Annotated in this window: 14 protein-coding genes; 7 read left to right on the top strand and 7 right to left on the bottom strand. The window is 45.3% G+C overall.

The window, feature by feature from the left end; all coding sequences use genetic code 11:
* Positions 1-40: 40 nt before the first annotated feature.
* Both Q3W13_RS18535 and Q3W13_RS18540 read left to right on the top strand, forming a co-directional pair.
* Positions 41-1,756 (top strand): IlvD/Edd family dehydratase, encoded by a 1,716-nt coding sequence (locus tag Q3W13_RS18535; protein WP_302866320.1) that lies wholly within the window; start codon positions 41-43, stop codon positions 1,754-1,756.
* 10 nt (positions 1,757-1,766) lie between these two features.
* Positions 1,767-2,534 carry an SDR family NAD(P)-dependent oxidoreductase gene (locus Q3W13_RS18540; RefSeq protein WP_302866321.1) on the top strand — a complete coding sequence of 256 codons (768 nt, stop codon included), beginning with the start codon at positions 1,767-1,769 and terminating at the stop codon, positions 2,532-2,534.
* Positions 2,535-2,623: 89 nt separating this feature from the next.
* Here the strand turns inward: Q3W13_RS18540 and Q3W13_RS18545 are convergent, their stop codons facing one another.
* Both Q3W13_RS18545 and Q3W13_RS18550 read right to left on the bottom strand, forming a co-directional pair.
* Complete coding sequence (locus Q3W13_RS18545; RefSeq protein WP_302866323.1) at positions 2,624-2,815, bottom strand: cold-shock protein; 192 nt, start codon at positions 2,813-2,815, stop codon at positions 2,624-2,626.
* A gap of 120 nt (positions 2,816-2,935) precedes the next feature.
* Entirely contained in the window at positions 2,936-3,646 is a 711-nt protein-coding gene (locus tag Q3W13_RS18550; RefSeq protein ID WP_302866325.1) for a DUF92 domain-containing protein, read from the bottom strand.
* 115 nt (positions 3,647-3,761) lie between these two features.
* On the opposite strand from Q3W13_RS18550, the gene Q3W13_RS18555 reads away from it, so the two are divergent.
* From Q3W13_RS18555 to Q3W13_RS18565, 3 genes are all read left to right on the top strand, one after another.
* Positions 3,762-5,306, top strand: a complete 1,545-nt coding sequence (locus Q3W13_RS18555) for an MFS transporter (protein WP_302866326.1) — start codon at positions 3,762-3,764, stop codon at positions 5,304-5,306.
* A gap of 95 nt (positions 5,307-5,401) precedes the next feature.
* Positions 5,402-6,241: a TonB-dependent receptor gene (locus Q3W13_RS18560; protein WP_302866328.1), complete on the top strand. Its 840-nt coding sequence runs from the start codon at positions 5,402-5,404 to the stop codon at positions 6,239-6,241.
* Positions 6,242-6,246: 5 nt separating this feature from the next.
* Positions 6,247-7,836, top strand: coding sequence for an outer membrane beta-barrel family protein (locus Q3W13_RS18565; protein WP_302866330.1), 1,590 nt, complete (start codon positions 6,247-6,249; stop codon positions 7,834-7,836).
* A gap of 68 nt (positions 7,837-7,904) precedes the next feature.
* Here Q3W13_RS18565 and Q3W13_RS18570 read toward each other — a convergent pair whose 3' ends face one another.
* The gene (locus Q3W13_RS18570; protein ID WP_302866332.1) at positions 7,905-8,798 is read right to left on the bottom strand and encodes a cation diffusion facilitator family transporter; all 894 of its coding nucleotides are present in this window, start codon (positions 8,796-8,798) and stop codon (positions 7,905-7,907) included.
* 234 nt (positions 8,799-9,032) lie between these two features.
* Between Q3W13_RS18570 and Q3W13_RS18575 the strand changes: the two genes are divergently transcribed.
* A complete protein-coding gene (locus Q3W13_RS18575; RefSeq protein WP_302866334.1) occupies positions 9,033-9,788 on the top strand; it encodes a DUF72 domain-containing protein in 756 nt (251 codons plus the stop codon).
* A 7-nt stretch (positions 9,789-9,795) separates the two neighbouring features.
* On the opposite strand, the gene Q3W13_RS18580 is transcribed toward Q3W13_RS18575, so the two are convergent.
* Positions 9,796-10,554 carry an N-acetylmuramoyl-L-alanine amidase gene (locus Q3W13_RS18580; RefSeq protein WP_302866335.1) on the bottom strand — a complete coding sequence of 253 codons (759 nt, stop codon included), beginning with the start codon at positions 10,552-10,554 and terminating at the stop codon, positions 9,796-9,798.
* A gap of 223 nt (positions 10,555-10,777) precedes the next feature.
* Between Q3W13_RS18580 and Q3W13_RS18585 the strand changes: the two genes are divergently transcribed.
* The gene (locus Q3W13_RS18585; protein ID WP_302866336.1) at positions 10,778-11,332 is read left to right on the top strand and encodes a dihydrofolate reductase family protein; all 555 of its coding nucleotides are present in this window, start codon (positions 10,778-10,780) and stop codon (positions 11,330-11,332) included.
* A gap of 153 nt (positions 11,333-11,485) precedes the next feature.
* On the opposite strand, the gene Q3W13_RS18590 is transcribed toward Q3W13_RS18585, so the two are convergent.
* From Q3W13_RS18590 to Q3W13_RS18600, 3 genes are all read right to left on the bottom strand, one after another.
* On the bottom strand, positions 11,486-12,046 hold the full coding sequence (locus Q3W13_RS18590) for an RNA polymerase sigma-70 factor (RefSeq protein WP_302866338.1): 561 nt from the start codon (positions 12,044-12,046) through the stop codon (positions 11,486-11,488).
* Positions 12,047-12,193: 147 nt separating this feature from the next.
* The gene (gene ruvB / locus Q3W13_RS18595; RefSeq protein ID WP_302866340.1) at positions 12,194-13,216 is read right to left on the bottom strand and encodes a Holliday junction branch migration DNA helicase RuvB; all 1,023 of its coding nucleotides are present in this window, start codon (positions 13,214-13,216) and stop codon (positions 12,194-12,196) included.
* A 150-nt stretch (positions 13,217-13,366) separates the two neighbouring features.
* Positions 13,367-14,098, bottom strand: coding sequence for a polyprenol monophosphomannose synthase (locus Q3W13_RS18600; protein ID WP_302866342.1), 732 nt, complete (start codon positions 14,096-14,098; stop codon positions 13,367-13,369).
* Positions 14,099-14,322: the final 224 nt, after the last annotated feature.

The raw sequence follows: 14,322 nt of genomic DNA on the forward strand, positions 1-14,322 counted from the left end.
AAAAAAACTAACTTTACCCATCACAAGCCCAATTATAAACATGAGTGAAAAAAAGCTGCGCAGCAGTGAATGGTTTGGCCGTACAGGCAAGGATGGCTTTATTTATCGTTCCTGGATGAAAAACCAGGGTATCCCAGCGCACGAATTTAAGGGTAAGCCGGTAATCGGCATTTGTAATACATGGTCGGAATTGACGCCTTGCAATGCACACTTCCGCGAACTGGCTGAATCCGTAAAGCACGGCATTTACGAGGCCGGTGGTTTTCCGGTTGAGTTTCCTGTGATGTCACTGGGCGAAACGCTTATTAAACCCACAGCGATGCTTTATCGTAACCTGGCAAGCATGGATGTAGAAGAATCGATAAGGGCCAATCCTCTTGATGGGGTAGTGCTGCTGTGCGGCTGCGATAAAACCACGCCATCGCTGATTATGGGCGCATGCAGCGTGAATATTCCAACTATCGTAGTCTCGGGCGGCGCTATGCTTACCGGCAAGTACGAAGGCAGGGACATTAGCACTTCGGATGTATGGCGTTTTTCTGAAGCACAACGCTCCGGCAGGATGACGGAGGAAGAAATGAATGTTGCTGAGGCCTGCATGTCGCGAAGCAGGGGGCATTGCGCTGTAATGGGCACAGCATCTACTATGGCCGTTATGACAGAGGCACTTGGCTTATCACTCCCCGAAAATGCCGCCATTCCTGCGGCTGACTCTCGGCGTAAGCTGCTGGCCCACCTGTCAGGTATGCGGATTGTAGATATGGTTAAAGAAGATTTGAAATTATCGGATGTATTGACCCGTGAAGCCTTCGAGAATGCAATTATTGCCAATGCGGCTATCGGCGGTTCTACCAATTTTATCATTCACTTACTGGCCATTGCCGGCAGAATTGGAGTTGAATTAACGATAGATGATTTTGACACTGCTGCAAAAGGCGTCCCGTTGCTGGTTAATCTTCAGCCCTCCGGCAAGTACTTTATGGAAGACCTTTATTATGCAGGTGGCATACCCGCTGTAATGAAGGAACTTGACTCTTTATTGCATCGTGAAACAATTACGGTAAGCGGCAAACCTATAGCAGAAAACTATCGGAACGCTGCGTGCTATAACCGGGACGTGATAGCAACTATTGCCGAACCGTTTAATCAACTGGCCGGCATAACCGTTTTGAAGGGCAATTTGTGCCCAAATGGCGCAGTGATGAAGCCGTCTGCGGCTAATACAGCGCTGATGCAGCATACAGGTAAAGCTGTAGTTTTTGAAAATATAGAAGATTACAAGGCGAGGATAGATGACCCGTTGCTTGATGTTGACGAAAACAGCGTATTGGTTTTAAAAAACGTCGGTCCGCAAGGCTATCCTGGCATGCCTGAAGTTGGCAATATGTCGTTGCCTAAAAAGCTGCTTGAAAAAGGAGTTACCGATATGGTGCGCATTTCAGACGGGCGTATGAGCGGAACCGGTTTTGGCACTGTGGTGCTGCATGTTTCTCCCGAAGCGGCCGCAGGTGGTACCATCGCCATTGTGCAGGATGGCGACCTGATTACGCTTGATGTTGCCAGTAAAACATTGCACCTGGCGCTTAGCGGGGAAGATATTGAAAAACGTAAGCAAAACATGCTTCCCTCTTATCCGCAAGTACAGCGCGGCTATACCTGGCTTTACCAGCAAAATGTTGAGCAAGCGCATTTGGGAGCCGATTTTGGCTTCCTTAAGGGCGGCAGCGGCAGTGAGGTGTTAAGGGATTCGCATTAATTTATTAATAATGACAGAAAAGAAATTCGACGGCCAGGTGGCTGTAGTAACGGGTGCAGGGCAGGGTATAGGTTTCGAAATTGCAAGACAGTTGGCGCATCAGGGCGCTTCAGTAATTTTAAATGATATTGAAGATGAATTGGCGAGCAAGGCAGCTGATACTATAAAAAACGAGGGCGGTAAATGTGAGGCTGTAGCAGGCGATGTAAGCAACGTCGCATTTATCCAATATTTAGTGGATGAGGCCGTAGAAAAATTCGGCAAGCTTACAATCGCCATAGCTAATGCCGGGATAACCACTTTTGGTGATTTCCTGGAATATCAGCCTGAATCGTTACAGCAGCTGATGGGCCTTAATTTGTACGGCAGCTTTTTCCTTACACAGCGGGCCGCGATTCAGATTAAAAAACAAGGTTCGGGCGGCAGAATATTGCTGATGTCATCAGTAACAGGGCACCAGGCACATAAAAACCTGGCAGCATACGGTATGACCAAGGCGGGGCTTAATATGCTAGCCAAGAGTTTGGTGGCCGAATTGTCACCTTATAATATTACTATTAATACTATTGCGCCGGGGGCCACACTAACCGAACGAACCATGATGGATGAAGACTACAAAGATATCTGGTCGCGCATAACACCTATAGGTAAGCCGGCTACGGTGCAGGATATCGCCAATGCGGCTTTGTTTTTCGTTTCGCCGGAGTCTGGCCATGTAACTGGTCAGAGCCTGGTTGTTGATGGCGGGTGGACTTCGATGAGCCCTTCGCCATATTAAGAACGGTACTTACCTGAGACTAAGACTCTAAAACGAAAAAGCGCCTTCGGTTTAACCAGAAAGCGCTTTTAAGATTGTTTAATAGTATGTTAAGCTATCTTTACTCGTACGGCGTTAGGGCCTTTTCTACCTTCTTCTACTTCATACTGTACGGTGTCATTCTCGCGGATGCGGTCGATTAGTCCTGATGAATGTACAAAGACTTCTTTGTCACCGTTGCTTGGGATAATAAATCCAAAGCCTTTTTCTTCGTTAAAAAACTTTACTGTTCCTTCTTGCATTATATTGATATTAATAGCGGTAAATGTAGTTAATATTATTTACCAAACATCTATAATAAATTTTTAGCAGAAATCTTTTTTAAGAGGTTTTAACCTGATGGTTATGTAAATATCTAATTATTAAATGTTTTCCAGGAAAAGGCAACACAAGGCTCCGGCCGAAGTATTCATAAAATTCACTGCATTATTTCCAATTATTCCTTTCTTTTCGAGAGTTGCGCCTAACAATGAGTCGATAAAATTGCCGGTAAGGCCCGCAATTATTATCCATATCAACTCCTTACACCAGCCTTGTGAAATACCGTACACCAGCGCTATCAGTACACATCCTCCGGCTCCGGCCAGGGTACCTTCCAGGCTTATAACGCCGTCAAGCCCGGGTTTATCTTTTTTTAATGTTACAACATTGTAAAAACTGCGGCCCAATAGGGTGCCTAATTCGGATGATATCGTATCTGCGGTGGCAGCGGCGAGGCTTCCGGCCAGCATTAACTGTAACGTATGCGCAGATGAAGGAAAATACCATGCCAACGCCCCGGTGATAGCTGCCACGCCGCCGTTTGCAAACACCTGCCCGGCGGTGCGGCAACCCTTGTTGGCTTCGGCAAAGCCCAGCGCTTGCTTTTTATTTAGCCCTTGTCCTGTAGCCCACGAACCCAACACAAAAAATAAAGTAAGGAGGATTATACCTGTATAACTATCACCGAGGTACACTAACCCACCAACAACAAAACCTAAACCGGCGCCGGATACCGTTAGCTTTTTTGCAACAACGCTCAACACAGCGCCGGTAAAAAGCAAGGTATAAATAAGATAGGGGATGAGGGTCATGGCTCAAATATAGGTAACAGGCAGCGCTCATTGATATATGTAAATTGTGTCCCGCTGGTTTTGCCAAACTTTTCTGCTGATATTTGTTAGCATCATCACGCTATAAATCAACAATATGCTCACGGTATCACTTCGCAGCAGAGCGGGAAAATGGATCATGATTTCTACCATATTGGCTTCATCAATGGCATTTATTGATGCTACGGCGCTGAATGTGGTGTTGCCTGCTCTTCAAAAAAGCCTCGGGGCCTCTGGTGCTGATTTATTCTGGATATTGAATGCCTATCTCCTGATGCTGGCTTCGCTGATATTGATAGGTGGTTCATTGGGCGACAAGCTGGGCCGCAAAAAGGTGTTCATGGCCGGCATATTTATTTTTATATGTGGATCAGCAGCGTGTGGTATATCTCCGGGCGTTACCTATCTAATCTTATTCAGAATAATACAGGGAGTTGGCGGCGCCCTGATGATACCCGGCAGCCTTTCCCTGATATCATCATCCATCAACCCGGATGAGCGGGGGAAAGCTATAGGTACCTGGTCGGCAGCCACCACATTAGTTACCATGGGGGCGCCAATACTGGGTGGGGCCTTAGCCGATTCGGGCCTGTGGCGTTATATTTTTTTTATAAATATACCTATCGGTATAGCTGCTTTGCTGATGCTTGGCTTTAAAGTATATGAAACAAAAGACCAGGACACAAGGCAACCGCTCGACTTTCAGGGAGCGATGACAATTGCCTTTGGCCTGGCTTTATTAACTTTTGGCTTTTTGAGGATACCGGCTGTCGGCTTACATAATCTACAGGCCTATGGCTCGCTGGGAGCAGGCATATTATTGCTGGTGATATTTATAGTAATCGAAAAAAACAGCAAACAACCTATGATGCCTTTATCACTTTTCGCCAATCCGATATTTACCGGCACAAATCTGCTTACTCTGTTTTTATATGCGGGTTTGGGGGCCGGCATGTTGTTCATATCGTTAAATCTGGTACAGGTACAGGGCTATAGTCAGTTACAAAGCGGGCTGACGTTTTTGCCATTTACGCTAATGATGATCACCCTGGCGCGTTTTGCCGGCAGTCTTGCTGATAAATTCGGTCCCAGGCTTTTGCTGATTTTCGGACCCACAACGGCCGGGGCGGGCTTGTTAATTTTATCATTCATAAAACAGACAGCAGGTCCCTCTGATTACTGGACAACCTTTTTTCCCGGTTATATTGTTTTTGGTTTGGGCGTGTCGTTTACAGTGGCCCCGCTTACCGCTGCGGTTATGGGTTCAGTAAGCGATCATTTTTCAGGAACAGCATCCGGTGTAAATAATGCCATGTCGCGTATTGCGGGTGTTTTTGCTAACGCGATTTTTGGCGCTCTTGCCGTCTTATTTTTCATAAGCGCTCTGCAAATCCATCTAAGAGATACAACACTAAAGCCTTACGAAAAACAGCAGGTTATAGCCCGGGCTGCAGATCTGGGCAACGCGGAAGTCCCGGCGGGAATAACCGGCAACGAAAAGCAGTTAATAGCAAAGGCTTATCACGAAAGCTTTATCAGTGCCTATGCTAAAATTATGCGAATTTCCTCGGGGTTGGGGTTCTTAGCAGGTTTAACGGCTTTTGTTTTTGTGAAAAGACAGGGAGGCGGCGGAAAAAAATGAAGCCGGTAAAATATGACTAAAGACAAAAGTGATTCCGGCACACCTTTAATCAGGATTAGTTGGATAACTTGGCGCCATATTAACCAATAAGATTGATGTTGCAAACCCGAAAATTTTTCTACAGCTTTTTTTTTACTATCTGTGTCACCGCAACCGCATACTGCCAGCAACTACAGTCAAATACTTTTTCATTAATAGTAGTAAATGAAAAGGCGCTGCCCGCCGATGGTGCAACTGTCAAGCTCGTGCAAGACGGTAAACCTGTTAAAAGCATAGCTGCCAACCCGGCTGGTATTGCAAAGTTTGGAAATATCTCTGCCGGCGATTATACTTTTTCGGTTTCTTACACCGGTTATCAAGTTCAATCAAGCCGGCTATATCATTTTCCATCAAAGACTGTCAGTGATACCCTGAGACTTCAGCCTGTCACCACAAATCTCAGTCAGGTCGAGATAACATCGAAGGCAAAAGCAATTGAGGTGCAAAAAGGAAAAGTTATTGTAAACGTTGATGCGTCAGTCACCAATGCAGGTACAACGGTATTGGAGGTGCTGGAGAAATCTCCAGGTATAACAGTGGACAGGAATGGCGGTATTGCCTTACAGGGAAAAACCGGCGTGCTGGTTACCATCGATGATAAACCCACTTATCTATCTGGCGCTGATTTAAATAACCTTTTGAGCAGCATGAGCTCCAACCAGGTTGCCCAAATTGAATTGATCTCCAACCCGACAGCAAAATATGATGCCAGCGGCAATGCGGGCATTATTAATATCAAGACAAAAAAGAACAAGCTTAAAGGCTTTAATGGTTCGGTAAGCACTGCATTTGGCCAGGGTGTTTATTCAAAAAATAACAATAGCCTGGTATTAAACTATCGCATCGGCAAAATCAATACATTTTTAAATTACAGTAATGCTACAACCATTATCTGACTGATTTGTATGCCCTGCGCACATACTATGACGACAATAACAACATAACCGCGCTGCTCAAACAACCATCTTATTTTAAAGGTACTGCAGTAAACAATACTGTAAAAACCGGGCTCGATTATAGCATTACACCTAAAACAACAATCGGCTTTGTAGCCACTGGTATGTTCATTCACAGGGAGGGTAACAATGTTTCAACGGCATCGTGGATGCAACCGGCGGGCACTGTGGATTCGGCGATTTTTACCGGAAATAACAATACCGGCAGCTTCAAAAATGGTGCGGTAAACATTAACCTGCGGCAAGAGATTGGCGAGAGCCAAAACATCGCGGCAGATTTTGATTATCTGCATTATTCCATAGGCAGCGACCAGGATTTCATTAATCACCTGTTAACGCCCGATGGTTATACCGAGCAAACCCGGAGCAACATCCCTACGTCTATCAAAATTAAATCGGGCAAAGCTGATTATACTTTTAAAACCGATAAAAACTCGACGCTTGAAGCTGGTTTCAAATTTTCATCGAGCAGTACGGACAACTTTGCCGCCTATCAAAATCTTCTTGATGGTCAATGGGTTAACGACAATACCAAAAGCAACCATTTTATTTACGACGAGAATATTAATGCAGTATACACTTCATTTGAGCGGAAAATGGGTAAATTATCTTTGCAAGCCGGTATAAGGTATGAACATACGGGATACCATGCTCACCAACTGGGCAATGCCATCCAAAAGGATTCCGCTTTCTCCCGTAACTATGGGCAGTTTTTTCCCAGCGGCTATATCAGCTACCAGGCCGATACGGCCAACAACTTTACTTTTACTGCCAGCAGACGTATAGACAGGCCTGTATTTCAGAGCCTTAACCCATTCTACTTTATCATCAACAAGTACACCTACCAAACCGGCAACGCTTACTTACTGCCGCAATACAGCTGGAACCTTGAAGTGACGCACCAGTATAAAGATTTATTGACAACAACGATATCGTACAGCAATATCAAAAACTATTTTTCGCAGTTGTTCCTGGCTGATACCGCAAAGGGGATTTTGCTTTATTCGCAGGGGAATGTGGGCAGCACCTATACGGCTGGCCTGTCGACTGCATTATCGGTTTCCCCGGTAAAATGGTGGTCGGTAACGGCGCAGGCAACATACACTTACAAACGGCTGAAAGGGTTTAACGGCAATGATTACACCAGTAATATCAATCAGCTTAACCTGAACGCAAATAACCAATTCCATATCGGCAAGACTTATACCGCGGAACTCTCTGGATTTTATACCACCAAGGCGCTCAATGATGTGCAGGAGCTGTTATACCCCACGGGCCAGCTATCTGCAGGCGTAGCACGACCGATACTGAAAAACAAGGGTACACTGCGATTTACAGCGCGCGATCTATTCTATACCAATGCAATGGAAGGGTTCACATCGTTCCCCAATGCAACAGAGTATTTTATTATTCACCGGGATAGCCGGGTTTGCACGATATCGCTGACTTACCGCTTCGGTAAAGTTTATAAAGCCAGGAAGCGCACCGACGGCAGCGCCAGCGAAGAAATGGAGCGCGTTGGAGCAGGCGGATAATTGATTGCTGGTGAATTTGATGCCTGTTTTTGTAAAATCCCTTGCGTTTTAAGAATTAACCTTTAACTCTACACGGGCTCAATAAAAACGTGTTTATAATAGGGATAGGTTTCCTGTATAGATTGGCGCAGCCCCCGGACGACATGCACGAGATCCTGCGTTTGGCGGCCGTGTTCAAATTCAATCTTTAACAACAGGATGATCTCCTCCGGCGACATATACATGGATAAATGAGTAGCAACCCGGTGAACATCATTATGGTGCTCCACCAGCTGCATAATTTTTTCAAGTTCTTCTTTCGCCGATGTCTCACCCATAAGCAGGCTGTAGCTTTCGCGTACCAGCAGAACGGCGACCATGGTAAGTAAAATACCGATAAGAATAGACGCCACGCCATCAAGCTGCGGCAGATGCAGAAGCTGGCTTAATAAAATGCCTGTAAATGCAATTAGTATACCGATAACGTCTGCCGCATCTTCAAATAAAACCACAAAGGTAGTAGGGTCTTTGCTTAACCGCACAGCTTTCCAGAAAGGTATAGAGCCGCGCTGCCGGTTAAACTCCTTTAAAGCCGTTATGAGCGAATAGCCATCCAGGAGAAAGGCTACACCCAATATGGCAAAATTCCAAACCGGTTTGGTTATTGCTTCGGGATGCATCAGGTGTTCGATACCCTCGTAAATTGAGAATCCGCCACCTAGCGCAAAAAATAAAAGTGAAACCACGAACGACCAGAAATATAATTCCTTTCCGTAGCCAAAGGGACGTTTTTCATCTGCCGGTTTCTGGCTTTTATGGATACCGAGCAGCAGTAAAACCTCGTTACTGGTGTCGACCAGGGAATGGATCCCTTCTGACGCCATCGCGGAACTGCCTGTAAATGCTGCAGCCGTGAGTTTAGTAGCTGCAATAACCATATTGGCGATAAATGCCGTATAAATTGGAGTTTTACTCGAAGCCATAAATCAAAGGCAAAAATAACAAACTGAGCAGGGGAAGGTCAACAATTATTTCCTGGCGACGGGGTATTTTATCACCGCTGCAAACATCGTATTTATTTTTTTAGCAGGATAGAAAAAATTGCCTTTTTGCCTTTGTAATTTGTATTATAAAGAGGCTTAGGCAAACATCCGTGTCAAAACCATGTTTGCTGTTATAACGCGCGTGCATATCACTAATATCGCGCATCTAATGTCTTGAAGAACAAAAGAGGTACATTTTACGGCGGCACCAGCGGGCTTTTAGTGCCTATGCCAAAGCGGGATTTTCCACCAGAATTTAAAGAGTATTCACGTTTAGCTTTTTGCGCTACGCTAGTCAACAGCATTGAAATTAACAGTTCGTTCTACAAACTTCCCCAACCAAAAACGGTTGCCAAATGGGCTAACGAAGTTCCTGCCGGCTTTACTTTTACTTATAAGCTTTGGAGGGAAATAACCCACAACAAAGGCCTTGTTTTTAATGATGCAGATATCGCGCGTTTTATGAATGTTATTAACTACGCAGCCGATAAAAAAGGATGCTTACTGGTGCAGTTGCCGCCAGGCGCCACTATCGCCCGGGGACAACTGACGCATCTTCTGGCATTGTTGCAAGGCGAAAATGAAGACCAGGGCTGGCGAATCGCCGTTGAATTCAGGCACCGGTCCTGGTATACAGAGGATGTGTACGATCTGCTGCGCCGGTTTAACGCAGGCCTGGTTTTACAGGACATGCCTAAATCTGCGACACCCCAAATATCAACGTCTGACGATTTTGTTTATTTACGCTTTCATGGCCCAAGCGGCAATTACCGCGGCTCATACAGTGATGAACTGCTTAACGAATACGTTTGTTACATCCGTGAATGGCAGGATGAAGGAAAGGACGTTTTTGTATATTTCAATAATACGGCGGGCGATGCGCTGAATAACTTACTGACATTAAAGCAATACCTATGTAACGGCGAATAAAATCAAATTATGCCATGTCGATCAGTTCCCATGTCTTTCGGCCTACAACGCCATCCGGCAGCAAGCCATTGGTCGCCTGGAAGGCTTTTATTGCAGCCTCTGTCTTCGGTCCGAAATTTCCATCCGGATTTACGCCGATTTTTTCCTGCATAATTTTCACCAACTCGGGATCATTAGGCAATCCCCGCTTTAGCGTAGGTCGCGGACCTGAGGCAGGCGGAGCCAGAATAACTGCTACCGCTTTCCGGAACGCCCCCATATCAAAACTGGGATCGCTTTTACGTCCTTTGGGCAAAGCATATTCTTTATGGCCGGCACAAAATTCCGGTCCCTTGCCGATGTGTTTTAGTATGGCGGCCACACCGCGGTGGTAGGCATCCATTTGAATTTCGGGCCAGGGTTTGTCATCCTTTCCGCCGGTATTTTCAGCCTCGATACCAATAAAGCGGCTGTTGCCGGCAGTTATTCCCTGCCATTTTCCTTTACCGGCGTGGTTGCATCTGCCTGCGGCTATAATATAGTAAGTACCATCGCGGCCAAGCCCGAGCTGAGATAGCGGTCCCGGTAAATCAGGCCGGCCGTTTATTAAAGTATTAAGTGTAGGCATATTGCCGCTGTTTTTTCCCGGCGTGCCGGTATGGTGACACAGCACACCGGAAACGATGCCCATATCTCCCTGTCCGCGGGTTTCCCAGCCCGCGGACTCTATTACTTTTAATCCGGCATTTCTTAAAACTCCGGGTAACCATGTTAGTGAAAATGTCATAAAGCGTTAAGTTTTAGGTGTCGGTCATAATTGTTATTTAGGTTGACGAATCCCAGCCCCGGTGATATTGAAAAGAAAATATCAGTCAGCATAGTTTTGTCGCCAGTAATATAAATATAGATTAAATCGCACTGTATCACAAGTATTTAAAAATGGGAGCATGCAGAATAAAACAATATGCGTTGATTACTAATTTTAATTAACAAAAAACTAAATTATTGATATGAGAAAGGTTGTGTATGGGATCAATCAAACCTTAGATGGCTGCTGTGATCATACGAAGGTATCGGGCACTGATGATATTCATATTTATTTTGCTGACCTAATGAGAAATGCTGACCTCGTTGTTTACGGGCGCAAAACGTATGAATTGATGGTCCCATTCTGGCCCAATGTAGCAAAGGAACAATCGGAAAGCGAACCAGTAAACGAATTTGCGCAGGTGTTTGACAGTATCGACAGGCTGGTTTTCTCCCGAACATTGAGGAGCCTTGATGACAAAAAAACAAAGCTGGTCAATACTAATCCTGTCGAAGAAATACTAAGATTGAAGCAACAACCAGGTAAAGATATTTCGCTTGGAGGAGTTGAGTTGCCTTTACAGTTGATACTAGCCGGCCTGGTTGATGAATTCCATCTGGTAATACATCCCGTAATTGTTGGGCAGGGGAGACGCTTGTTTGATGGTACTGATATTAAGAAAAATCTCCAACTAGAGCTTGGTGAATCAAAGCCTTTTCCATCAGGATGCGTCGCACTGATCTATGTTAAGAAATAATAAATTATTTTCTCCTGTCCTTACGACAAGTTCAAGGTACTCTTTTTGATAACGCCGGTGGTCATCATTTGGATTATGCGGCCCTATCCGTTGCTTGTAGCTCACAGCCGCCAGAAATTTGCGCTCATTCGCCAATGAATTGTAAACTAAAGTCTATAGCAAAAAACTGCTCAGCCTCGCCCTCAATGTTTTGAGCGCTTTTCCTAAATGCGCTTCAACCGTTTTCTCAGAAATACCCAATTCGGCGGCTATTCTTTTTTGTGATAAGCCCGACTCACGGCTGAGCCTGTAAACCAGGCGGCATTTCTCCGGAAGGTCAGCTACAAACATCGCCAGACGGCTTCGCAGCTCCTCAAACTCAAGCCATTGCTCGGTTGAATCGTCAGCAACGGATAAATACTGGCTGTAGTCGGTATATTTTTGTTGGCTGTGGCGCTTAGCCAGATGCTTTATTACCCGGTATTTAACAGAAACCGCCAGATAGGGGCTTAGCGTTTCAATTTTACCAAGTTCATCGCGGCGTTTCCATAGCGATACAAATATATCCTGTACAATTTCCTCAGCTTCATTAAGTTCTTTCAGCTTATTGGCGGCGATGGCAAAAAGCCTTTGCCAGTACCGGTTGTAAATTTCCGTAAAGGCATGCTCATCACCTGCCTGCAGCAGTGTGGTTAATTCCTTATCGCTAAGAATATTGTAATTGCAGATATTCAAAATAACTGTTTCCGGAAATATTTAATATCAAAAAATATCTGCAGGCGCAAACAGGAAACGGCCATGCATGCATAAAACATGCCGGATATAATATATGTTTTTCACCGGGGCAGATCGGTTTATAAAATCAAATGTAATAACTATAAGTTAAAATAAAGAAGGGTTTCCGCCCATTTTTATTTTCCCAAGATGCCGGTAGGCCAATTCGGTTACCTCGCGACCGCGTGTGGTACGCATTAAAAAGCCCTCCTGTATTAAAAAGGGCTCATAAACTTCCTCAATGGTGCCTTCGTCTTCGCCAACGGCAGTTGCCACAGTTTTTAACCCCACAGGTCCACCTTTAAACTTATCGATAATTGTAGTAAGTATCTTGTTATCCATCTCGTCAAGCCCATGTTCGTCCACATTAAGTGCATTCAGGGCATATTTTGCGATGGCGGTATCAATATTACCATCGCCTTTTATCTGGGCGAAATCACGGGTACGTCGCAGCAGGGCATTTGCAATACGTGGGGTACCGCGGCTGCGGCGGGCGATCTCATAGGCGCCTTCGTCGCTTATCGGCGTTCTTAGTATAGATGATGAACGCAACAAGATAGTGGTCAATAGCTTGGCATCATAATATTCCAGCCTGGCATTTATGCCGAATCTTGCCCGTAACGGAGCTGTAAGCAGGCCTGAGCGGGTAGTAGCGCCGACCAGCGTAAACGGGTTCAATGAAATCTGTACCGAGCGCGCATTCGGACCGCTCTCCAGCATGATATCTATTTTAAAGTCCTCCATCGCGGAGTACAGATATTCTTCGACCAGCGGACTTAGCCGATGAATTTCGTCGATAAACAGGATATCGCCGGCTTCAAGATTGGTGAGCAGGCCGGCAAGATCACCGGGCTTATCCAGCACCGGTCCTGAAGTAATTTTAATGCCCACGCCCATCTCGTTTGCTATAATGTGAGAAAGTGTGGTTTTTCCCAATCCGGGCGGGCCATGCAGTAACACGTGGTCGAGTGCCTCGCCGCGCTGACGGGCTGCCATCACGAATACCTTCAGGTTAGCCAATATTTTATGCTGACCGGTAAAATCCTCAAAAGCCTGCGGCCGCAATACCTTTTCAATATCACGTTCGGCAGGAGAGAGGCGTTCGCGGTTAGGATCGAGATTTTCGTTCATTGCCAACGAAATTAGTATTTTTAGGTGAAAGGTAAAAGGTTAAAGGCAAAAGGTTTTAGATAGCGAATCCAAAGACAAATATCTTACAAGTCAAAGGCTTGATAAGCAGCAAGATTAGTAATCTTTAACCCTTCAATCTTCATTTTATCCTCAACCCTCGGGGTACTTCCTGAAAATAGAATTTATTTTCATCTGGATAACGCCGAAGAATGCTTCGCGGAAAATGCTTGTTGACATTTTAGATGTGCCGGCTGTGCGGTCGGTGAAAATGATCGGGACTTCCACCAACTTAAAACCATGCTTAATGGTGGTATATTTCATCTCGATCTGGAAAGCATAGCCTACAAATTTAATTTTATTAAGGTTTATGGTTTCCAGCACCTTACGCCGGTAACACATAAAGCCGGCAGTGGCGTCGCGTACATCGATGCCGGTTATGAAACGCACGTACACCGAGGCAAAATAGCTCATTAAAACACGGCTCATAGGCCAGTTTACCACATTAACCCCGTTAACATAACGTGATCCCACAGCCGCATCGGCGCCTTCTATGCAGGCGTCGCGCAGTTTTAGCAAGTCATCGGGATTATGCGAAAAATCGGCGTCCATCTCAAAAATAAAATCATACTGGTGGGCAATGGCCCACCGGAAGCCATGAATATAAGCCGTACCCAAGCCTTGTTTGCCGGCGCGTTCTTCCATGAACAGACGCCCGGAGTATTCCTGTTGAAGTTGTTTCACAATCAGCGGCGTTCCGTCGGGGGAACCATCGTCGATTATTAAAATATGGAAATCGTGCGGAAGTGAAAATACTCTCCGGATCATCCGTTCGATATTTTCCTTTTCGTTGTAGGTGGGGATAATTACTATACTGTCCGGCACTTGAAAAAATTTCAGGTAGTGAAGGGCAAAAGTAATTATTTTAAAAAGGTTTTAAAATAAAAAATATGGGCATCACCAGCCTTTATTTTGCCGGAGTCAGCGCGTTGTAATAGTATTTCAGAAAGGAAAAAACCGGACGACATTCATCGCCCGGCTCACATTGGTATAATTGATTAACTGACTTTTAAATTGCCCGAAAGTCTCATTGTCTTTACCGCGTCTTT

The organism is Mucilaginibacter sp. L3T2-6 (assembly GCF_030519355.1).
Taxonomy (GTDB): domain Bacteria; phylum Bacteroidota; class Bacteroidia; order Sphingobacteriales; family Sphingobacteriaceae; genus Mucilaginibacter.